We start from the raw sequence: 20,483 nt of genomic DNA on the forward strand, positions 1-20,483 counted from the left end.
CTGCGTTAAGGCAGTTCGGCGCTGGGCATACGCGCCACGATCACCGAAGCACGGTGCGATAAGTAGCCCGAGTTGGGCAGCTTCTCGAAATAACGTGGGCGCGGCAGCATCACCGCCAAGCGGGCGGCCTCGTAGCTGCTGAGGCGGGCGGCGGGTTTGCGGTAGTAATGCTGGGCGGCCGCTTCGGCACCGAACACACCTTCGCCCCATTCCACGCTGTTGAGGTAGATCTCCAGGATGCGCTGCTTGCTCAGCAGCGTCTCCAGCATGAAGGTCAGCACGATCTCCTGGCCTTTGCGCAGCAGGCTGCGCTCGCCTGAGAGCAGCAGGTTCTTGGCCAACTGCTGGGTAATGGTGGAGCCGCCGACGATCTTGATCGGTTTATTGGCCGAGCTGGCGTTGGCAATTGCTCTCTCTTGCGCCTTCTCGTTTTTCTGCCAGGCTTTTTCCATAGCTTCCCAGTCCACGCCTTCGTGGTTGACGAAGCTGCCGTCTTCTGAGGCGATCACCGCGCGTTTGAGGTTGTCGGAAATCTGGCCGTAGGCCACCCATTCCTGGCGCCAGCGGAAGTCGGTCGAGGGCGGTGGTGTGCGTTTGCTGCTGCTTTTGCCGTTGCTGGTCGGCTCGGTGGGCGACAGGCCTAGCGAACGGCTGGCCAGCCGCCAAGCCTCGGAGCGCTGGAACGCAGTGGACTGCGGATCGACCACGGCCATCAGTGCAATACGCCCGAGAAACGTCAACTCCAAGGCCAACGCCGCGACCAGTACCAGCACCAACCAACGTCCAATGAAGCGCATTCTGAGGTGACGCCCGTTTAGTTGCTGCCGACCTTGGTCTCCAAGGTCTGCTCGCGGGTGAAGCGGAACTTGGAGACGACCAGAATCTGGTCCGCCTTGGCGCGCATGGCGGCGTTGAAGAAACCAAACGGGCCGGCGCCACGGACGATGGCTTCGGCACGCCGGTCCAGTGTGCGATTGCCCGAGCTTTCGACCACTTGTGTGCCCAGCACCTGGCCGTCGAAGTTGACGGTGATGATCATGGTGAGTTCGCCGTAGAGTTTTTTGCCACCGGCTTCGGGGAAGTTGTCGGTGCCGCGTTCTTCCACATGGCGGCGCAGGTTGTCGTAATACAGCGCGTAGACCTCTTCGCGTGTGGCCGGGCTGACGTAGCGGCGTTTCGGGCGCGCATTTTCTTCGTTGATGCGCCGCTCAATCTCGCCCAGTAGCTTGACCAGGCGGCGGCGTTTGTCTTCCTGCGCCTGCTGTTCGGACGAGGGCGCGGTTTGCTTGGGGTCGGGCAGCGGCATGTTGGCCAACTGCTGGTTCAACTGCGTGAGCAACTGGTTTTGCTGCTCCTGCATGGTTTCCATCTTGCGCTGCGCCTCTTCCAGCGATTCACCCAGGTCGGCCGTAGGCGAGGGCGGCAAGGGCGTGGTGGCACGGCCCTTGGCGGCTTCACCGCCGCCGGCGAGCGAGGCCTGGGCAATTGCCATGGCTTTCTCGGGCCGCTCGTTGGTGCGGGCGTTGACCAGTATCACTTCCAGCGGTGTGTCCTGGAACACGCGGTTGAAGGCCTCGGGGTCGACAAAACGCACCGTCAGCAGCACCGCGTGCGCCAGGATCGACACCCCCAGCGCCCACTGCAATGTGCTGAGGGTTTTAAGCCGGGCGAAGGGGCTGGCGGCGCGGGTGTTCACTGTTGTGGTGGTTCGGCGGTGGCGGTTTCGCCGCTGTCGCTCATGTCGACCGCAATGGCGATGGGGCCGGCGGATGGCTCGTCCTCGTCTTCCTCGGGTGTGTCCACCTCGGCAGACTGGTCGGGGGTGTCCAGGCGCTCCAGCACGGTGCCGGCCACGTCGAGCGTGATCTCGTCAATCGCGCCCAGCTTCACGCGCACACGTGCGCCGCGCGGCAGGTCCTGGCTGCCCAGCACTGGCAGCACCAGCGGCAGGTTGTCGGCGCGCACCAGGCCTTCTTTGAAGACCGTGCCCTCAACTTCGGTGATGCCGTTCTGCTGCACGTACTTCAGCGTCCAGAAGCGTTCCATGCCGCCCTGGTAGCCGTTGTAGGCCGAGTAGGCGGCGTCGAACATGGAGATGATGGAGAACAGGTCGGCGTCCTTGGGCTTGAACGGCGCGGCCAGCGCAGCGGTTTTGCCGTGGCGCGCCACCGCAATGATTTGCCACTGGTTCACCAGGTCGGTGTAGCGGCGCAGCGGCGAGGTGCTCCACACGTAGCTCTTCACGCCAATGCCGGCATGTGGCAAGGCCTTGGTGCCCATGCGCACTTTCACGCCGGGCGCCATGCTGGCCTGGCTGCGGTAAATGCCGGGCACGCCGTTTTCGGCGAGCCAGTTGCCCCAGGTGCTGTTGGCCAGAATCATGGCTTCGGCGACGATCAGGTCCAGTGGTGCGCCGCGTTGGCGTGTGCCGATCTGCACCGTTTCGTGGCCGGTGGGCTCGGCGCCGTCGTTGCCGACCAGGCGGAAGGTGTAGTCGGGACGGTTGAAGTTCTCTGGCTTGCCACGCACGACTTCGCGCCCAGTCTTCAAATGTTTCGCCAAGCGGAACAAAAAGGATAGCTGTTCACGCTCTACCAGCGGGCTTGAGGCGCCATTTTGATGCTCAAACGCCGGGTCTTCCAGCCATTCGGCGGTGACCAGGGTGTCGAGTTGGTCGTGGCGCAGATTGGCAACGATGGGCACACACTCCAGCTTGGTCTCGGAGGTTTTGACCTCCAGCGTGGCTTCGTCCAGCGTGACGTACAGCGACACCGCCGGGCAGTCGCGGCCTTCTTCCAGCGTGTAGGTCTGCACCACGGCATCGGGCAGCATGGTGATCTTGTAGCCCGGCATGTAAACCGTGGACAGGCGTGCACGGCCCAATTGGTCGAGCGCGCTGCCGGGGGTGATGGCCAGCCCCGGTGCGGCAATGTGGATGCCCACCGTCACCGTGCCGCTGCCCAGGCCTTGTACCGAGAGCGCGTCGTCGATTTCGGTGGTGGCCGAGTCGTCGATGGAGAACGCCCGCACGCTGGCCAGCGGCAACTCGTCGGTGATGGCGGGCGCGGCAAGCGCCGGGAAACCCGTGCCCTTGGGGAAGTTCTCGAACAGGAAGCGCTTCCAGTGGAACTGGTAGGCCGAGTCTATGGCCCCGGCGTTTTGCAGCAGCACCAGCGGCGCGGTGTGGCTGGCGCGTGAAGCTTCGACCACGGCCTTGTATTCGGGCGCGTTTTTATCCGGTTTGAACAGAATTTTGTATAGCTGCTCACGCACGGCTGGCGGGCAGTCGCCAGCGATCAGGCTCTTGGCCCAGGTGTCAATCTGTGCCTGGATCTGCTGCTTTTTCTCTATGGCGGCCAGCGCCAGTTGCAAAATTTCGGCAGGCGCCTTGCGGAAACGCCCTTTGCCCGCGCGGCGGAAGTAATGTGGCGCCTCGAACAGGCAATACAAGGCCCCGACTTGCTGCTCCAGCGTGGCTTTGTCGCTGAAATAGTCGCGCGCCAGGTCGGCAAAGCCGAATTCTTCTTCGGGTGCGAATTCCCAGGCCAGGTCGAGTTCAATACTCTGGGCCACGGCAAGGGCGGCCTTCACCAACTCGGATGGAGACGGTTTTTCGAACTTCACCAACACGTTGGCCGACTTGACCTTGACGCGTTTACCGCTTTCCAGCTCGATCTGGGCCGACGACTCGGCCTCGGACAGAATGCGTCCGGTCTGGAATTTCCCTGCTTCTTCAAATAATGCAAACATGCGCCGGATTGTCCCCTATGCAGAGCCGTCAGCTTCTGGCCAAGCCGAGAAACGCCGAGATTTCGTCCAGGTACAGCGCAAAGTCGCTCAGCGCGTGGTCGCCACCCTCGAGCAGCTTCAGGTGAGCGTGGGCGTAGCGGCCGGCCATTTCGCGCCAATCCAACACTTCGTCACCCTTGGCCACCAGCACCATGAAACGTGCCAGACGCGCCGGGTGGAGCAGGTTAGGGCATTCCAGCGCGCGCAATTCGGCGATGTACTCGGGCCTGAAGTAGAAGGCCTGGTCCGGGTCGTGCCAACTGGTCAACTCGCCGATGTAGCGCTCCAGGTCGCGCGCCGGGTTGACCGCCGGGTTGACCAGCACCGCCTTGCAGCCGGTTTGCTGGGCGAACCACGTGGCGTAAAAGCCACCCAGCGACGAACCCACTACGGCCGTGCGGGCCGATGGCCAGCCGGCTGTGCCTTGCGCAATCAGCTTCGCCGCATCCGCGGGGGATGGCGGCAATTGCGGACACCACCAGTGCACATCGGGGTGCTGCGCCCGCACAAAAGTCGCCATTTGCTGGGCCTTGGCCGAGCGTGGTGATGAGCGAAAACCGTGGAGGTAGAGCAGGTGTGTGGTGGTCATCAGACGATGCTAGCAAAGAGGCGACAGATCAAGGGTGTGCCGCTATTGGATGAAATCTGCAATATCGCTAGCATCCAGCCTGCTCTTCAAGATACATTGTGAAACCGAAATTCTCCGCATTTACTGCTCTCGCCATGTCCGAGTTATCGCCCAACGAAATTGCCCGGGAAACACTCAAGCAGTTGGCGACCAAGAAGTTGGCACCTACGCCGGAGAACTACCAAACGCTTTACCACGAGATCGCGGGCACACTGCCGCCCGCGTTTTTCCCGTCCGAGCCGCTGCGCAAGATCGCCGCCGTGTTGCCTGCCAAAAACCCGGGCCAGCAAAAACAACTGGGTCTGCTGACCTCGGCCATAGGCCAGCGCAGCTGGGACGGTGTGCAAAACGCCCTCATCGGTTTCGCCGGCTTTGGCATGGCGCCTGCGCCGCAAGCCGATGCCGCGGTGGTGGGGCGGGCCAATCCGGCGCTGACGGCTGAATTCATGGAACAAGTCGCGCGGCTGATTGAAAACGTCCAGCCCGCCTTGGGTCTGGACGACGAGCGCTTCAACATGGCCACCAAGGAGGTGTTGGGGGCGCTGCGCCACCAGAGCCTGGACGCGTTGAAGGCCAAGGTCGCGGTGGCCAATTACACCCACCGCGTGTCGTTTGCCGCCGAAGAGCAGATGGAAATCCGCGACGGCCTGCTGAAACTGCTGAACCTGGTGTTCGACAATATTGCGGAACTCAGCAGCGAAGACCAATGGTTGACAGGGCAGATCGATGCGCTGAAGGCGGTAGCCGTGGCGCCCCTGAACCTGCGTCGCCTGGATGAGGTGCAGGTGTTGCTGAAAGACGTGATCTTCAAGCAGACCGAGGCCAAGGGCAGCGCCAACGAAGCGCAAGAGCAAATGCGCCAGTTGCTGGCGACGTTTGTCGAGCGTTTGTCGCTGATCACCGAGTCCAGCAGTAACTTCCACACCACCATAGAAGCCTGCGCACGCCAGATCGAGAGCGCGCAGAACATGGAAGAACTCGGGCCGGTGCTGAAAAATGTGATCCAGGCAACGCGCGAAATGGCGCACGAGACCATGATGTCGCACAACGACCTGCAGTCGTTACGCAACAAGGCCCAGGAGGCCGAAGCCGAGATCGTGAAGCTGCACATCGAGCTGGACCGCGCCAGTGCCCAGGCGCGGCACGACACATTGACGGGGGCGCTGAACCGCCGCGGACTGGACGAAGCCATTCAGCGCGAAATCTCCACCGGGCGGCGCAAGGGCACGATCATGTGTATTGCCATGCTCGATGTCGACAACTTCAAAAAGCTCAACGACGACATGGGCCACGAAGCCGGCGATGCCGCGCTGACGCACCTGGCGGGTGTGATTCGCGGCTGCCTTAGACCGCAAGACTCGCTCGCGCGTTATGGTGGAGAAGAGTTTGTGATTCTGTTGCCAGACACTGTGCTGGACGCTGCCGTGGCCGTGCTGGCGCGGCTGCAACGTGAGCTGACCACCCAGTTTTTTCTGCGAGACAACCAAAAGGTGCTGATTACCTTCAGTGCCGGCGTGGCCGAACTGGCGGCCGAAGAGTCGTCGGCTGACGGCTTGAGACGCGCCGACCACGCCATGTATGTCGCCAAGCGTTCGGGTAAGAACCGGGTGCTGGGCGGTTAATTTTTATAACAACAATTGTTTCCCACTGAAATCGTGCCCGAGCCCACCCCACCTCCCAAAGACCCACTCGACTCAGGCAAAACGCCGTCACCTCTCGCCCAGGCGCTGGATTTCGAAGTTGACCGTGTGATACCTGTCGTGCAGGGGCTTGCCGCGTCCACGTCGGCGACCGATACCCCGTTCGAGCGCCTGGTGGGGCGTATGCGCCACCAAGGCAGTTTTCCGTCGTTGTCGGCGGCCGTCATCAACATCCAGAGCGCCGCCAACTCGGAAAACCAGAGCGTCAGTGAACTCACCAACGAGGTGCTCAAAGACGTGGCGCTGACGCAGCGCCTGCTGCGCCTGGTCAACAGCGCCAACTACGCGCATCCCAACCGTGGCACGGTGAGCACGGTGTCACGCGCGGTGAGCCTGGTGGGTTTTGATGCCGTGCGCAACCTGGCGTTGAGCCTGGTGCTGCTGGAGCACATGAAGGACACGCGCCACGCCGCGCTGGTGCAAGACGAGTTCTTGCGTGCGTTGATGGCGGGCTCGGTGGCCAGTGGCTTGTGCACGCTGGCGTCTGAAAGTGAAGAGGCGTTTATTGGCGCCATGTTCCAGAACCTGGGGCGTATGCTGGCCACGTTTTATTTCCCCGGCGAGGCTGGCGAGGTACGCCGCTTGGTCGCCTCGGGCACTTACGAGAGCGGGGAAGAGGGCGCCTCGATCAAGGTGCTGGGCGTCAGCTTTGAAGACTTTGGTGTTGGTGTGGCGCGGCTATGGAGCCTGCCGGAATCGATTCAGCGCTGCATGCATAGGCCGCTGGGCTTGCCGCCGCCACGTCCGCCGGAATTGCCGCTGGAGCGCCTGCGCTGGGCGGCCGCCACGGGCAATGCCGTGGTTGATTCGCTGCTGCTGGGCGGTGGCGGACACCTGAGCATGGTGGCCGAGCGGTATGCGCGCTGTCTGAACCGCGCACCCAAGGACATCATCATGGCCGCGACCAAGGGCCGGGAAAAACTCACCGCCTTGGCCGAGGCACTGGTCATAGAGCCCACGCCTGGCTCCGTGGCGCGCCAGTTGCTGCTGGCGCCCGATGCGGTCGCCAGCCAGGCCGCGGAAGATCCGCTGGCGCAGCTCGCCTTGCGCGCTTCGCCGCCGGTGTTGCCAGGCATGCCGGGTACACAAGGGGTGCGCCGCAACGGGCCCGAGGTGCTGGAACTGCTCGCCGCCGGTGTGCACGAAATCGCCGCCGTGATGAGCGAACCCTACCAAACCAACGACGTGGTGCGCATGGTGCTGGAAACCATGTTCCGCGCCTTGGCGTTCCGGCGCATTGTGTTTTGCCTGCGTGACGGCAAGGCCGACACCCTCTCCGGCCGTTTCGGCCTGGGCGAGGGCTGTGACGTGGTGGCGCAGGCCATGAAGATTGACCTGAAAGCCCAGGGTGATTTGTTTGCGGCGGTGTGCACCAAGGGGGTCGATACCTTGATCACCAACGCCACCGAAGCGCGTATGGCCACACGCCTGCCCACCTGGTACCGCAAGGACGTGGGGGCGCAATCATTCTTGCTGCTGCCTTTGTTGGCGCGTGGCAAGCCGTTTGCGCTGATTTACGCCGACCAGGATGCCCCGGGCGGTATCGGGGTGGATGAACAGGAGCTGGCGCTGCTGCGCACGCTGCGTAACCAGGCGGTTGCCGCCTTTCGTTTACCCAATTGATACGCTGGCGGGCGTGTGCTGCCCGCCGCGCCTTCATGAAGCGCCGATAATTGCGGAATGTCTGTCGTATTTGAGAAGGCGCCGCTGTGGCGCCGCACCTTGCCGTTGTTCCAGGGGTTTGATATTCCGCTGGCGCTGGCCGTCATCATGCTGGCCTTTGCCGGCCTGTTGACCATGTATTCGTCCGGCTACGACCATGGCACACGTTTTCTTGACCATGGGCGCAATATGCTGCTCGCGGCCTCCATCATGTTTGTGGTGGCCCAGGTGCCGCCGCAGCGGCTGATGCTGGCGGCGGTGCCGCTGTACACCCTGGGTGTTGCTCTGCTGATCGCGGTGGCGCTGTTTGGCATCACCAAAAAAGGCGCTCAGCGCTGGGTCAACCTCGGGGTGGTGATACAGCCCAGCGAAATCTTGAAGATTGCCATGCCGCTGATGCTGGCGTGGTGGTTTCAGCGCCGCGAGGGGCAATTGCGTTCACTCGACTTTGTGGTGGCCGGCTTGCTGCTGCTGCTGCCAGTGGGCTTGATCATGAAGCAGCCCGACCTGGGCACCTCGCTGTTGGTGCTGGCCGCCGGGCTGGCGGTGATCTTTTTTGCCGGCCTGAGCTGGAAGCTGATCTTGCCGCCAGTGTTGCTGGCGCTGGTTGGCATTGGCCTGGTGGTGGCGTTCGAGCCGCAGCTGTGCGCCGATGGTGTGCGCTGGGTGGTGTTGCACGACTACCAGCAGCAGCGCATCTGCACGTTGCTCGACCCGCGCAAGGATCCGCTGGGCAAGGGCTTTCACATCATCCAGGGCATGATCGCCATCGGCTCGGGCGGGCTCACCGGCAAGGGTTTCATGCAGGGCACACAAACCCACCTGGAGTTCATTCCCGAGCGCACGACCGACTTTATCTTTGCGGCCTTTTCCGAAGAGTTTGGCCTGGTTGGCAACCTGTTGCTGATAGGTTCGTTCATCTTCCTGATCCTGCGCGGCCTGTTCATCGCGGCGGATGCGCCCACACTGTTCTCGCGTTTGCTGGCCGGCGCGGTCACCACCATTTTCTTCACCTACTCATTCGTCAACATCGGCATGGTCAGCGGCATCCTGCCCGTGGTGGGTGTGCCGCTGCCGTTTATCAGCTACGGTGGCACGGCCATGGTCACACTGGGCATGGCACTGGGGATTTTGATGTCGGTGTCCAAGGCGCGGCGGCCCTCGCAAAGCTAACGTCGCCCCTGCCATGTCCATGGGCAGGGCAGGGGCGAAATAGAGCGCCGCGCGAAACCCATGGCGCGCCTAAAATGAGGCGATGATTTCACGCGAACCCACCCTCGAACGCCTTGCCACCGCCCAATCCCTGCTGTTGGATCCGTTTGGCTTGACCCCGGCCCACTTGGGGCGCGCTTTGTCAGAGATCACGTCGCACAACGTCGACGACGCCGATCTCTACTTCCAATACACCCGCAGCGAAGGCTGGAGCCTGGAAGAGGGCATAGTCAAAACCGGATCCTTCAGCATAGACCAAGGGGTTGGTGTGCGCGCCGTCAGCGGCGAGAAAACCGCTTTCGCCTACTCGGACGATATCTCTGAAGCGGCATTGCTGGACGCCGCCCGCACCGTACGGTCTATTTCGGCTGCCAGGCAGAACCGCCGCGCGAAGGTGGCTACGCAAAAGATAGCAAAAAGCCGTGCCCTTTACGCCCAGGCCGACCCGATTGCCAGCCTTGACAGCACAGCCAAGGTGCAGTTGCTGGAACGGGTGGAAAAACTTGCGCGCGCCAAAGATCCACGTGTGGCGCAGGTCATGGCCGGTCTGGCCAGCGAATACGACGTGGTGCTGGTGGCCCGTGCCGACGGCACCATGGCCGCCGATGTGCGCCCGCTGGTGCGGCTGAGCGTGACGGTGATCGCCGAGGCCACCGTCAACGGTAGCGTGCGCCGCGAAATGGGTTCGGGCGGCGGCGGCGGCCGTTTTGGCCTGGCCTATTTCGACGATGAAATCTTGAACGAGTATGTGGACGCCGCCGTACACGCCGCATTGACCAACCTCGATGCGCGCCCTGCGCCCGCAGGTGAGATGACCGTGGTGCTGGGTGCCGGCTGGCCCGGCATCTTGCTGCACGAGGCGATTGGCCACGGGCTGGAAGGCGACTTCAACCGCAAGGGCTCCAGCGCCTTCAGCGGTCGCATCGGCCAACGTGTGGCCGCCAAGGGTGTGACGGTGCTCGACGACGGCACCATTCCCGATCGCCGTGGCTCGCTCAACGTGGACGACGAAGGCAATGCCAGCCAACGCAATGTGCTGATCGAAGACGGCATCTTGAAGGGCTACATCCAGGATTCGATGAATGCCCGCCTGATGGGCGTGCAGCCCACCGGCAACGGCCGCCGTGAAAGTTATGCCCACGTGCCCATGCCGCGCATGACCAATACCTACATGCTAGGCGGCGACAAGGCGCCGGAAGAAATCGTCGCCAGCCTGAAGAAGGGCTTGTACGCCACCAATTTTGGCGGCGGCCAGGTGGACATCACGTCGGGCAAATTTGTGTTCTCTGCCAGCGAAGCCTACTGGGTGGAAAACGGCAAGATCCAGTACCCGGTGAAGGGCGCCACGATTGTCGGCAGTGGCCCGGAATGCCTGAAGCGCGTAAGCCTTATCGGGAACGATATGAAACTCGATACCGGTGTAGGCACTTGCGGCAAAGAGGGCCAAAGTGTCCCTGTGGGCGTGGGCCAACCCACCTTGCGTATCGACGGTTTGACCGTCGGCGGTACGGCCTAACTTCAAACATTTGTGGCAATTAAGGTACAGAAAAGCGCTGACAAGCCCGAGAAGCCTGTGCTACATTCAGCCCCCATGCATCACGCAAGCTTTTATTTTGGCTACTTTTGGTTCTCAAGCGCATTCGGCGGTAGAGAGATCTGAACGTACCTGAAAAAAGTCGTACTGAATCTTCCAAAAAACCGCCGGACCCCCGGCGGTTTTTTTTTTGCGCATCATTTTTGTCCGTTTTGTTTTTTGGTCAACACACAAGCAACACACCTAGGAGTTCCCACCATGAATGCCAGCATCCCTTCCGCCAGCAGTGACGACACCTGGTATCGCACCGTCGAGAAAACCAGCCGAACCGACGACGAACGCATTCAGGACATCAACGTGTTGCCTCCACCAGAACATCTCATCCGCTTCTTCCCTATCCAGGGAAGCCCCGTGGAGACGCTCATTGCCGATACACGCAAGAACATCTCCAACATCATGGCCGGCAGCGACGACCGGCTGTTGGTGGTGATAGGCCCGTGCTCCATCCATGATCCGGCTGCGGCGCTGGAATACGCGCGTCGCCTGAAGGAGCAGCGGCTCAAATACGCCGACACGCTGGAGATCGTGATGCGGGTGTACTTCGAGAAGCCACGCACCACGGTGGGCTGGAAGGGTCTGATCAACGACCCCTACCTCGATGAAAGCTACCGCATTGACGAAGGCCTGCGCATCGCACGCCAGTTGCTGATCGACATCAACCGCATCGGCCTGCCCGCTGGCAGTGAGTTCCTGGATGTGATCTCGCCGCAATACATCGGCGACCTGATCGCCTGGGGTGCCATCGGCGCACGCACCACCGAAAGCCAGGTGCACCGTGAACTGGCCTCGGGCTTGTCGGCGCCGATAGGCTTCAAGAACGGTACCGACGGCAACATCCGTATCGCCACCGACGCCATCCAGGCGGCGGCGCGTGGCCACCACTTCTTGTCGGTACACAAGAACGGCCAGGTCGCCATCGTGCAGACCAAGGGTAACCCGGACTGCCACGTGATCCTGCGCGGCGGCAAGGCGCCGAACTACGATGCGGCGAGTGTGGATGCGGCCAGTGCCGAACTGACGGCAGCCAAGCTTCCCGCGAAGTTGATGGTGGACTGCAGCCATGCCAACAGCAGCAAGAAACACGAAAAACAGTTGGAAGTTGCGTCCGAGATCGCGGCCCAACTGGCCGCCGGTTCGCGCCAGGTGTTTGGTGTGATGGTGGAAAGCCATCTGCAAGAGGGCGCCCAGAAGTTCACGCCCGGCCAGCATGATGTTAATGCGCTGGAGTACGGCAAGAGCATTACCGATGCCTGCCTGGGTTGGGATCAATCCTTGCAAGCGCTCGATATCTTGTCCCAGGCCGTGGCCGCGCGCAGAAAAAAGCGCTAATTTTTGCCGGGCTGGTGATGAAGCGTGCAAATTTGCCTCAATCACGGTAGGCTTGGAGCCACTGGCCCCGAGGCTGCAACTTTGTCTGTTGCACGATCTTGCGGGCTGAACTCCGGGCGCTTTCTAGAGGTTTAGTGCATGCTTCTTCCTCGTCCGATTTTGTGGCTGGGGCTGGCCGGTTTAACAGCCCCGCAGCGCGCGCTGCTTACGGCTTACATGCCGCGAGATCCTGGCAGCTTGCCCGCCTGGCGCGTGGCTGAATTTACCGAGGCCGATGCCTTGTGCATCAACGGCTCGGCAGCACGATTGTTGGGCTCGGGCATTTTGCAGGTGCCCGACAGCCGGCAAGGCCGACCGCCGCTGAACCTTGATTTGCGCGAGGTCGACCGGCCACTGATGTTTACCGAGCCCTTGGCCGATCCCGAGTTGGCACCATGGGATCACGTCGACCCTGAGTCGGAGCGCGGCGTGCAGTTGGCTTTGAAGAAGCTTGAATCTGGTCTGCAGGAATTGCGCACGCAGTTTGCATTGGGCGCGGCGATTCACCACCATATTGATTCACTCCAGTCGCACATCTATACCGTGGTACACCAGGGCGTGCCCTTGGGAGTGGTCGATTTTCCAGGGCGTTATGTGTATTACAAAACCGGCGTGAGTACGCTGCAGCTGGAGCAGGCCGCGTGGATCTTGCAGCCGCAACATGGTCCGGCAACGGTGCCCAAAGGCATGGTGGAAGCGAGCATGACCTTGATCATGTGGCAGTTTGCGCAACATGCGGCCGTCGAGCTTTTGCCCGAGCGTTTTCTGCACGGGCCGATTCGCCTGCGCTACAAACCCTTGGTGCCCGACGCGTGGCTGAAGGTGTCGCAACGCGCACTGATTCGCATGTTGGATGCGAGTGATTTGTCGGTCGACGATTTGCTGCTGCAAAACAAGGGTTTTAACCGCGAGCAGTTGCTGCGCGATCTGGCAAGCTTTTATTTCGATGGGGCGATTGCGTCTGCGCATGGCGATGTGCGTTGGGCGCCAGCTTCCGGGGTGGTCAGTCGACCCGGCCTGTTGCGTGCGGGCTGAATCGTCCTCGATGTACTGGCAGGCTCTTTGTTTCTATTGCTTTTCTTTCATCCGAGGGTGGTCTGATGCGCCGTGAAGTTTCAGTGGTGTTGAATTTGGGCGTCGAGTATCGTTTCGATCTCGATTCAGCCGCGCCTATGCCCAACGATTTGGCGCGTTGGTGGTTGGACGATCAGTTTGTGCGTCTGGGCTGTGAGCCGCTGCGAGCGTCCGGCAAGGTGTTGCTTGCAGACAAGGTGCTCAGCGTGGCGCAGGCCGCCGGCCGCGACGCATGGCAGGACCCCAAATGGTTCAGCGAGTTTGCGCGTGCCTCGGCATCGGCGTTGGGCAAAGACCTGGTGCGGCTGGACGTGGCGGCCATGGCAATTTCTTACTGAGCATGGCCGCGGGGGGGGCGCCAGAGGCATAAAGGAAATTGGCCTCTGTTGTTTGCTGGGTGAGCGGTGGCAGCTATTGAACTTGTAGCGCCTCTAGCAGTTTTCCGTGAACGCCACCAAAGCCGCCGTTGCTCATGCACAGAATGTGGTCTCCGGCTTGTGCGGCTTGCGCCACCTGTTGTACCAGCGTGGCGATGTCATCTGCGACCTGGGCGCGTGGCCCCATTTCGGCCAAGGCCTGCCGCGCATCCCAGTCCAGACCACCGGCGTGACAAAACGCCAAGTCCACGTTGGCCAGGCTCCAGGGGAGTTGTGCTTTCATGGCGCCCAACTTCATGGTGTTGCTGCGCGGTTCAAACACCGCCAGGATGCGGGCTTGTGTGCCGAGCTTCTGGCGCAGACCGTCTACGGTGGTGCGGATGGCGCTGGGGTGATGCGCAAAGTCGTCATATACGGTGATGGCGCCGCCTGGGTGTGCGACGGCGCCGCGCACCTCCATGCGGCGCTTGACGTTCTGGAACCTTGCCAACGCCTCTGCTGCCTGGCTGGGTGAGACCCCGACGTGCTGGGCGGCGGCGATGGCGGCCAGCGCGTTCATCAGGTTGTGCTGGCCGGTCAATTCCCAATCGACGCGGCAAACATGTTTGCCCTGGTGGTGCACGTCAAAACTGGAAGGTGTGCCTTCGGCTGTCCAGTCGCCACCGGCACCAAAACCCACGCGCAGGCTCCAGCAGCCTTTGTCCAAGACGCGGCGCAGGCTGTCTTCGGTGGCATTGAACACCACCGCGCCGGTGCTCGGCACCGTACGTACCAGGTGGTGGAACTGGCGTTCGATGGCGGCCAGATCGTCAAAGATGTCAGCGTGGTCAAACTCAAGATTGTTCAACACCGCGGTGCGCGGACGGTAATGTACGAACTTGCTGCGCTTGTCGAAAAATGCGGTGTCGTATTCGTCGGCCTCGATCACAAACGGTGTAGCCGCTTCCCCCATGCGGGCCGAAATGCCGAAGTTCAGCGGCACGCCGCCGACCAAGAATCCAGGTTTTTGGCCAGCGCTTTCCAAGATCCACGTCAACATCGCCGTGGTGGTGGTTTTGCCATGGGTGCCTGCCACAGCCAGCACGTGCCGGCCTTGCAGAACATGTTCGGCCAGCCATTGCGGGCCGCTGGTGTAGCGGGCTCCCGCATCCAATATGGCTTCCATCAGCGGAAACTTCGGTGTGCCATCGGCCAGACGGGCGCGCGACACCACATTGCCCACCACAAACATGTCGGGCTGCAGCGCCATCTGGGAAGCGGCATACCCTTCCATCAGCTCGATGCCCAAAGCCCGTAACTGGTCGCTCATGGGCGGATAGACACCCGTGTCGCAACCCGTCACGCGGTGGCCCGCCTCGCGCGCCAGAACCGCCAAACCGCCCATGAAGGTGCCGCAAATACCCAGAATATGAATGTGCATGGGGCAATTCTAGAGGGCGCCTGCGCCTCTATGCCCGTGCCAGGGTTGCGGGTGAAGCCCTGTGCATTCGGCAAAAGCATGCAGAATCGGCGTCATGGACACATTGAGCGCAGAGATTGCCACCACCGCCGCCCGCATCGTGGTGGAAGAGGGCTTGGAGTACGGCCCCGCCAAGCGGCGCGCCGTGAAACAACTGGGATTGCCCTTGCGCAGCAAGTTGCCTGGAAATGACGAGGTTGAAGATGCGGTGCGCGAATACATAGAACTGTTTTGCGCCGATACCCAGCCGCAGGAATTACTGGCCTTGCGTCGGCTGGCATTGACCTGGATGGAGCGTATGGCCGAGTTTCGCCCCTATCTTTCGGGAGCGGTTTGGCATGGCACGGCGACACGGCTTTCAGACATTTATATACAGATGTTCTGCGATGATTCAAAATCAGCCGAGATTGCGCTGATCGACCACCGGGTGGATTACCAGCCAACGACGGTCTCGGGATTGCACGGCTTGGCCGTTGAGGCGTTGAGCTTCAGCAGCCTCAGCCCCGAGCTGAATGAAACCATTGGTGTGCACCTCATGGTCTACGATCTGGACGATTTTCGCGGCGCTTTGAAGCCCGATAGCAAAAACCGCACGCCACGCGGCGACGTTGCTGCGGTACGCAAGCTGTTGTTTGAAACCTCGGTTTGAAGCGATTTACGATGAACGCACACCCCTCCCCCATCGAAGCCAACCCAGCGCCCAGCCGCCGAGGTTTGTTGCTGGCCGCGGCAGGTATTGCTGCAGCGGCCGGTGCCGGCCTTGCCTGGTGGCAGGCACAGCCGCCCGAGGGCAGTGGCGACCCCTTGAGTGACGCGCTCTGGTCGCTTTCGTTTGACACCCCTGGGGGGCAGAAGTTGGTGCTTGCTGACTTTAAGGGTAAGCCGCTGCTGGTGAACTTCTGGGCTACCTGGTGTGCGCCATGTGTTGAGGAACTGCCACTATTGGATCGCTTCTTCAAGCAAAATGCGGCAAATTCGTGGATCGTGGTGGGTTTGGCAATTGATCAGCCGAGTGCGGTACAGAAGTTTTTGCAGAAACTTCCTGTCACATTTCCGATTGGCTTGGCTGGTTTGGGGGGGACTGATTTGGTGAAAACGCTCGGTAACACGAGTGGCGGTTTACCGTTTACTGTGGTCCTCGGCGCCGAAGGCAAAGTGCTTCATCGTAAAATGGGGCAAGTCACGCCAGCCGATCTGGAGTTGTGGGTGCGTCAAACATAGTCGTGGAAACGGTTTGAGCCGGGTACATTCCGGCGCGAAGTTTTTTCTTTTTCAAAGAAATTGCTGTTTTTTCGAAGAAATTAGGTTAAATTTCGCCACTTTTTGTAAGTGGCTGGAGGTTGTATGGATTTGCGAAAACTCAAGACGTTGATTGACCTGGTGTCTGACTCCAATGTGTCAGAACTGGAGATCACCGAAGCCGAAGGCAAGGTTCGTATCGTGAAAAGCGGTGGTGTGGTGGTGCAGCAAGCCACACCCATGATGATGGCCGCTCCCGTCGCCGCCCCGCAGGCCGCTCCTGCGGCCGCGGCGGCGCCGGTGGCCGCAGCCCCGGCAGTGGCCGCAGGCCATGCGGTGAAGTCGCCTATGGTGGGTACGTTCTACCGTTCTTCCAGCCCAGGCGCAAAAGCCTTTGTGGAGGTCGGCAGCGTTGTCAAAGAAGGCGAAACACTTTGCATTATTGAGGCCATGAAGATCTTGAACGAGATCGAGGCCGATAAGTCCGGCACCGTGACAGAGATCTTGTGCGAAAACGGTCAGGCCGTGGAGTATGGGCAACCGCTGTTTGTGATCGAGTAATTGGCGATCTGATCGCTGATCACGTATGTTAAATAAGAGTTCGGTGCTGTTCCTAAGCTTTGGCGCCCTTGGTGGTGTCAAAGCGGTCACGGGGCGGCCGAGCTGCGGAGTTGCGCATGTTTAAGAAGATTCTGGTGGCCAATCGCGGTGAAATCGCGCTGCGTATTCAGCGGGCGTGCCGTGAGATGGGCATCAAGGCGGTGATGGTTTATTCCGAAGCCGACCGCGAAGCCAAGTATGTGAAGTTGGCTGAAGAAGCCGTGTGTATTGGCCCAGGCCCATCGGCACTGAGCTATCTGAATATGCCGGCTATCATTTCCGCAGCGGAAGTGACAGATGCGGAAGCGATTCACCCCGGTTATGGTTTCTTGAGTGAAAACGCCGACTTTGCCGAGCGGGTAGAGAAGAGTGGCTTTCAGTTCATTGGCCCGACGCCGGAAAACATCCGCATGATGGGTGACAAGGTTTCCGCCAAGCAAGCCATGATCAGGGCCGGTGTGCCGTGTGTGCCGGGCTCTGAAGGTGAGTTGCCCGACGACCCTGTTCAGATGCGCCGCATCGCCAAGGCCATTGGTTATCCGGTGATCATCAAGGCCGCTGGCGGCGGTGGTGGTCGCGGCATGCGTGTCGTGCACACCGAGGCTGCGCTGGTGAATGCCGTGCAAATGACCAAGGCGGAAGCCGGTGCGGCGTTTGGCAATGCGGCCGTGTATATGGAAAAGTTCTTGCAGAACCCGCGCCATATCGAAATTCAGGTGCTGGCAGACAAATACAAAAGCGCCGTCTACTTGGGTGAGCGCGATTGCTCCATGCAGCGCCGCCACCAGAAGGTGATTGAAGAGGCGCCGGCGCCCGGCATTCCACGCAAGCTGATCGAGCGTATCGGCGAGCGTTGTACCGCTGCCTGCAAGAAGATCGGCTACCGCGGTGCCGGCACGTTCGAGTTCTTGTACGAAAACGGCGAGTTCTATTTCATTGAAATGAACACCCGTGTGCAAGTGGAGCACCCGGTGACCGAGATGATCACGGGCGTCGACATTGTGCGTACCCAGATCATGGTGGCAGCCGGCGAAAAACTGCCGTTTACCCAGCGCCAGATTGAGATCAAGGGCCACGCCATCGAATGCCGCGTGAATGCGGAAGATCCTTATAAGTTCACCCCGTCTCCTGGGCGTATCACGCTTTGGCATGCGCCAGGTGGTCCGGGTGTGCGCGTGGATTCACACGTCTACTCGAACTACTTCGTGCCGCCGAACTACGATTCGATGATAGGCAAGGTGATCGTGCATGGCGACACACGTGAGCAAGCCTTGGCTCGCATGCGCACGGCATTGCTGGAGACCGTGATCGAAGGCATCAACACGAATATTCCGCTGCACCGTGAACTCATGGTGGACGCGAAGTTCATGGCCGGTGGCACCAACATCCACTACCTCGAAGAGTGGTTGGCTCAACACAAGCGTTAACAAAGCGCCAAGCGCGTCGGTAATAGAAGGTCCTTGAATGTTCGAACTCTGTCTGCTGTGTCCGCAAGAGCACGTTGAAATCCTCAGCGATGCGCTTGACGCGCTCGACGCCCTGAGCGTGAGCGTGGAGGACGCAGATGCGCAAACCGATGCCGAGCGCGCCATGTTTGGCGAGCCCGGTATGCCGCCGCCACAAGACGGCTGGCAGCGTTCGCAATTGCGCGCGTTGTTCGCCACCGAAGCGGCCGCGCGCGAGGCGTTGGAGTTGCTGTCTGCACAAGACTTCTATGCCGACTGTGAGTGCACCGGGGTGCAGGAAGTGCCCGAGCAAGACTGGGTGCGTCTGACCCAGTCGCAGTTTGCGCCGGTCGATATCACCCCGACTTTCTGGATCGTGCCGACCTGGCATGAGCTGCCGGCCCAAGCCAAAACCGTGATCCGCCTGGACCCGGGCCTGGCTTTTGGCACTGGCACACACCCCACCACGCGTATGTGCCTGCGTTGGATTGCGCGCCAGGAAGCGGCTGGTGTGGTGAATCCGCTGGGCCGTGTGCTTGACTACGGTTGCGGCTCCGGCATTCTGGCCATTGGCGCTGCCAAGTTTGGCGCCACCGATATCGACGCGGTCGACATTGACGAGGCGGCCGTTGAATCCACTGAACTCAACGCGCAAGCCAATGCTGTGCAATTAAAGGCTGGCCTGCCCGACAAAACCTCCGGTCAATATCAAACGGTGCTGGCGAACATTCTGGCGACGCCTTTGAAGGTGCTGGCGCCGCTGTTGTGCAGCTACGTGGCGCCCGGCGGTTCGCTGGTTTTGGCTGGTATTTTGGAGCGCCAAGCGGACGAGCTGAAGACCGCCTACCAAGGCTTGGCCGCCCTCGAAGTTTCTGATGCAGAAGACGGCTGGGTGCTGATGACGGCACGGTTCTAGCATTTGGCGCAGGGGCGTTTTCACCACACAACGACTTCACAACTCCCTGACGCGATCACCTGTTATGGCCCTGGTCACCCGCTGCCCCGAATGTGCGACGCTGTTCAAGGTCGTTCCCGACCAGTTGCGCATCTCCGAGGGTTGGGTGCGTTGTGGCCACTGTAACGAGGTTTTTGATGCCTCGGTGGATTTGCATCAGCAGCCCAATGAGGCGCTGCTGCCGGCTGCAGCTACGCCGCTGCCCGTGGCGAATGCTGACGCTGGACAGCCTGAACCTCAGCCCTGGAGGGACGCGGAAGAGCCTGAGCCGGTTCTGCATCTAGAGTTTCCCGATTCGGCGCAGCATTCTTCTATGGTCACAGAGTCCGCGCATGTTTTGCCCGAGTACGACGAGGGGCCGGGCGATGATCGCGACCGCTATGGCGATATGAGTGATTCGGCGAATACTCTGGCGGTCCAGCCCTCTTTGTCCAACACCCAGGCGGCCTTGGAGGCAGAGTTCGATCGCGAGTTGCAGGCGTTGGAAGAAGAGTCCGCTGTTGACGAGTTGAATGCCGAACATTCCGGGCCGCTTGGCGCCGTGGATGGTGATGTGTTGACGGGCGACTCGACGAGCGAAGATGCAGCGGCTGAGCTCGCCGCTCGCAGCGGGTCTCTGGACCCTGTCGTGGGGGAGTCTTGGCCGAAGGCGCCAGAGTCGGCTATCGACGAAATGGGTGACGCCGCAGCTGATGCGGTAGAGCCCAGTGTGCCGGACATGCCATCCATGGGTGAAGACGCCGTGTTCGTCGCTCCGCTGGTTTCAACCGCCGTAGATGACCAGGCCGAGCCGCTTGTCCCGGCCAAGCCGTCCGCGGCATCTGTATCTTCCGCATCGGCTCCGTCGGCAGGTGATTACGCATTTTTGCGTGGTGCCGACGTGCGGAGCAGCATTTGGCGCAAACCGGCCATGCGGTACGGTTTGATGGGCCTGGCCAGCGTGTTGCTGCTGGTGCTGGGCTTGCAGTGGTTGGTTTTTCAACGCGAAGTCGTGGCGGCGCATTGGCCGCAGAGCCGTGCTTTGTTGGTGTCGGTGTGTGAGTCCTTGGGTTGCAGCGTGTCTGCGCTGCGTCGCATCGATGCGATTGCCATCGACAGTTCGGCGTTCACATCTTTGCGACGCGGGGCGTATCGCTTGAATGTCGTGTTGAAAAACCGCAGCCCTTATCCGTTGGCCGTGCCGTCGATTGAGCTGGCACTGACTGACTCACAGGAGCAAGCGGTGATTCGCCGCGTGATACCGCCGCACGAATTGGGTGTGCGGGCCGAAGCCATTGCGGCGAATGGTGAGTTGGTCGCGGCGGTGGAGCTCGCCGTGCCAGATGGTGAGGCGGCGACGCGCATCGTTGGCTACCGGCTGCTGGCTTTCTATCCTTGATTT

The 20,483-nt window shown here is 61.1% G+C and carries 18 protein-coding genes; 13 read left to right on the forward strand and 5 right to left on the reverse strand.

Features of this window, described 5'->3' with window-relative positions; all coding sequences use genetic code 11:
- Positions 1-5 precede the first annotated feature (5 nt).
- Genes mtgA through ACFQ95_RS15975 form a run of 4 tightly spaced genes read right to left on the reverse strand, consistent with a single transcriptional unit; the run spans position 6 to position 4,378 of the window.
- Complete coding sequence (mtgA, locus tag ACFQ95_RS15960) at positions 6-797, reverse strand: monofunctional biosynthetic peptidoglycan transglycosylase (protein ID WP_422832545.1); 792 nt, start codon at positions 795-797, stop codon at positions 6-8.
- A 17-nt stretch (positions 798-814) separates the two neighbouring features.
- The gene (locus tag ACFQ95_RS15965; RefSeq protein WP_422832547.1) at positions 815-1,696 is read right to left on the reverse strand and encodes an energy transducer TonB; all 882 of its coding nucleotides are present in this window, start codon (positions 1,694-1,696) and stop codon (positions 815-817) included.
- Positions 1,693-3,750: a ribonuclease catalytic domain-containing protein gene (locus tag ACFQ95_RS15970; RefSeq protein ID WP_422832549.1), complete on the reverse strand. Its 2,058-nt coding sequence runs from the start codon at positions 3,748-3,750 to the stop codon at positions 1,693-1,695. The genes ACFQ95_RS15965 and ACFQ95_RS15970 overlap by 4 nt, the downstream gene beginning before the upstream one ends.
- 28 nt (positions 3,751-3,778) lie before the next feature.
- Positions 3,779-4,378, reverse strand: a complete 600-nt coding sequence (locus tag ACFQ95_RS15975) for a YqiA/YcfP family alpha/beta fold hydrolase (RefSeq protein WP_422832551.1) — start codon at positions 4,376-4,378, stop codon at positions 3,779-3,781.
- 134 nt (positions 4,379-4,512) lie between these two features.
- Here ACFQ95_RS15975 and ACFQ95_RS15980 point away from each other — a divergent pair, with 134 nt between their 5' ends.
- The 7 genes from ACFQ95_RS15980 (at position 4,513) to ACFQ95_RS16010 (ending at position 13,365) form a co-directional block, all read left to right on the forward strand.
- On the forward strand, positions 4,513-6,039 hold the full coding sequence (locus ACFQ95_RS15980) for a GGDEF domain-containing protein (protein ID WP_422832552.1): 1,527 nt from the start codon (positions 4,513-4,515) through the stop codon (positions 6,037-6,039).
- 15 nt (positions 6,040-6,054) lie between these two features.
- Entirely contained in the window at positions 6,055-7,740 is a 1,686-nt protein-coding gene (locus tag ACFQ95_RS15985; protein ID WP_422832554.1) for an HDOD domain-containing protein, read from the forward strand.
- 57 nt (positions 7,741-7,797) lie between these two features.
- Positions 7,798-8,952: a rod shape-determining protein RodA gene (rodA, locus tag ACFQ95_RS15990; protein ID WP_422832555.1), complete on the forward strand. Its 1,155-nt coding sequence runs from the start codon at positions 7,798-7,800 to the stop codon at positions 8,950-8,952.
- Between the two features lie 82 nt (positions 8,953-9,034).
- The gene (gene tldD, locus ACFQ95_RS15995; RefSeq protein ID WP_422832556.1) at positions 9,035-10,507 is read left to right on the forward strand and encodes a metalloprotease TldD; all 1,473 of its coding nucleotides are present in this window, start codon (positions 9,035-9,037) and stop codon (positions 10,505-10,507) included.
- Between the two features lie 276 nt (positions 10,508-10,783).
- Complete coding sequence (locus ACFQ95_RS16000; RefSeq protein WP_422832557.1) at positions 10,784-11,914, forward strand: 3-deoxy-7-phosphoheptulonate synthase; 1,131 nt, start codon at positions 10,784-10,786, stop codon at positions 11,912-11,914.
- 138 nt (positions 11,915-12,052) lie between these two features.
- The gene (locus tag ACFQ95_RS16005) at positions 12,053-12,988 is read left to right on the forward strand and encodes a hypothetical protein (RefSeq protein ID WP_422832558.1); all 936 of its coding nucleotides are present in this window, start codon (positions 12,053-12,055) and stop codon (positions 12,986-12,988) included.
- A gap of 65 nt (positions 12,989-13,053) precedes the next feature.
- Positions 13,054-13,365, forward strand: coding sequence for a hypothetical protein (locus ACFQ95_RS16010; RefSeq protein WP_422832559.1), 312 nt, complete (start codon positions 13,054-13,056; stop codon positions 13,363-13,365).
- A 73-nt stretch (positions 13,366-13,438) separates the two neighbouring features.
- Here the strand turns inward: ACFQ95_RS16010 and mpl are convergent, their stop codons facing one another.
- The gene (gene mpl, locus ACFQ95_RS16015; RefSeq protein ID WP_422832560.1) at positions 13,439-14,824 is read right to left on the reverse strand and encodes a UDP-N-acetylmuramate:L-alanyl-gamma-D-glutamyl-meso-diaminopimelate ligase; all 1,386 of its coding nucleotides are present in this window, start codon (positions 14,822-14,824) and stop codon (positions 13,439-13,441) included.
- A gap of 94 nt (positions 14,825-14,918) precedes the next feature.
- Here mpl and ACFQ95_RS16020 point away from each other — a divergent pair, with 94 nt between their 5' ends.
- The 6 genes from ACFQ95_RS16020 to ACFQ95_RS16045 all read left to right on the forward strand — a co-directional run bounded on the left by ACFQ95_RS16020 (position 14,919) and on the right by ACFQ95_RS16045 (position 20,480).
- Positions 14,919-15,512, forward strand: a complete 594-nt coding sequence (locus tag ACFQ95_RS16020) for a hypothetical protein (RefSeq protein WP_422832561.1) — start codon at positions 14,919-14,921, stop codon at positions 15,510-15,512.
- A gap of 11 nt (positions 15,513-15,523) precedes the next feature.
- Positions 15,524-16,084: a TlpA family protein disulfide reductase gene (locus tag ACFQ95_RS16025; RefSeq protein ID WP_422832562.1), complete on the forward strand. Its 561-nt coding sequence runs from the start codon at positions 15,524-15,526 to the stop codon at positions 16,082-16,084.
- Positions 16,085-16,207: 123 nt separating this feature from the next.
- On the forward strand, positions 16,208-16,663 hold the full coding sequence (gene accB, locus ACFQ95_RS16030) for an acetyl-CoA carboxylase biotin carboxyl carrier protein (protein WP_422832564.1): 456 nt from the start codon (positions 16,208-16,210) through the stop codon (positions 16,661-16,663).
- Between the two features lie 116 nt (positions 16,664-16,779).
- A complete protein-coding gene (gene accC / locus ACFQ95_RS16035; RefSeq protein WP_422832566.1) occupies positions 16,780-18,129 on the forward strand; it encodes an acetyl-CoA carboxylase biotin carboxylase subunit in 1,350 nt (449 codons plus the stop codon).
- Positions 18,130-18,166: 37 nt separating this feature from the next.
- A complete protein-coding gene (gene prmA / locus ACFQ95_RS16040) occupies positions 18,167-19,063 on the forward strand; it encodes a 50S ribosomal protein L11 methyltransferase (protein ID WP_422832568.1) in 897 nt (298 codons plus the stop codon).
- Positions 19,064-19,127: 64 nt separating this feature from the next.
- A complete protein-coding gene (locus ACFQ95_RS16045) occupies positions 19,128-20,480 on the forward strand; it encodes a zinc-ribbon and DUF3426 domain-containing protein (RefSeq protein WP_422832570.1) in 1,353 nt (450 codons plus the stop codon).
- Positions 20,481-20,483: the final 3 nt, after the last annotated feature.

This window comes from Variovorax sp. HJSM1_2, from assembly GCF_049316285.1.
Taxonomy (GTDB): Bacteria; Pseudomonadota; Gammaproteobacteria; order Burkholderiales; family Burkholderiaceae_C; genus Rhodoferax_B.

Excerpts from the sequence above, each read along its gene's own strand:
- mtgA (WP_422832545.1), bottom strand. The coding sequence starts at position 797 with ATGCGCTTCATTGGACGTTGGTTGGTGCTGGTACTGGTCGCGGCGTTG.
- ACFQ95_RS15970 (WP_422832549.1), bottom strand. The coding sequence starts at position 3,750 with ATGTTTGCATTATTTGAAGAAGCAGGGAAATTCCAGACCGGACGCATT.
- ACFQ95_RS15975 (WP_422832551.1), bottom strand. The coding sequence starts at position 4,378 with ATGACCACCACACACCTGCTCTACCTCCACGGTTTTCGCTCATCACCA.
- ACFQ95_RS15980 (WP_422832552.1), top strand. The coding sequence starts at position 4,513 with ATGTCCGAGTTATCGCCCAACGAAATTGCCCGGGAAACACTCAAGCAG.
- rodA (WP_422832555.1), top strand. The coding sequence starts at position 7,798 with ATGTCTGTCGTATTTGAGAAGGCGCCGCTGTGGCGCCGCACCTTGCCG.
- tldD (WP_422832556.1), top strand. The coding sequence starts at position 9,035 with ATGATTTCACGCGAACCCACCCTCGAACGCCTTGCCACCGCCCAATCC.
- ACFQ95_RS16000 (WP_422832557.1), top strand. The coding sequence starts at position 10,784 with ATGAATGCCAGCATCCCTTCCGCCAGCAGTGACGACACCTGGTATCGC.
- ACFQ95_RS16005 (WP_422832558.1), top strand. The coding sequence starts at position 12,053 with ATGCTTCTTCCTCGTCCGATTTTGTGGCTGGGGCTGGCCGGTTTAACA.
- ACFQ95_RS16010 (WP_422832559.1), top strand. The coding sequence starts at position 13,054 with ATGCGCCGTGAAGTTTCAGTGGTGTTGAATTTGGGCGTCGAGTATCGT.
- mpl (WP_422832560.1), bottom strand. The coding sequence starts at position 14,824 with ATGCACATTCATATTCTGGGTATTTGCGGCACCTTCATGGGCGGTTTG.
- ACFQ95_RS16020 (WP_422832561.1), top strand. The coding sequence starts at position 14,919 with ATGGACACATTGAGCGCAGAGATTGCCACCACCGCCGCCCGCATCGTG.
- ACFQ95_RS16025 (WP_422832562.1), top strand. The coding sequence starts at position 15,524 with ATGAACGCACACCCCTCCCCCATCGAAGCCAACCCAGCGCCCAGCCGC.
- accB (WP_422832564.1), top strand. The coding sequence starts at position 16,208 with ATGGATTTGCGAAAACTCAAGACGTTGATTGACCTGGTGTCTGACTCC.
- accC (WP_422832566.1), top strand. The coding sequence starts at position 16,780 with ATGTTTAAGAAGATTCTGGTGGCCAATCGCGGTGAAATCGCGCTGCGT.
- prmA (WP_422832568.1), top strand. The coding sequence starts at position 18,167 with ATGTTCGAACTCTGTCTGCTGTGTCCGCAAGAGCACGTTGAAATCCTC.
- ACFQ95_RS16045 (WP_422832570.1), top strand. The coding sequence starts at position 19,128 with ATGGCCCTGGTCACCCGCTGCCCCGAATGTGCGACGCTGTTCAAGGTC.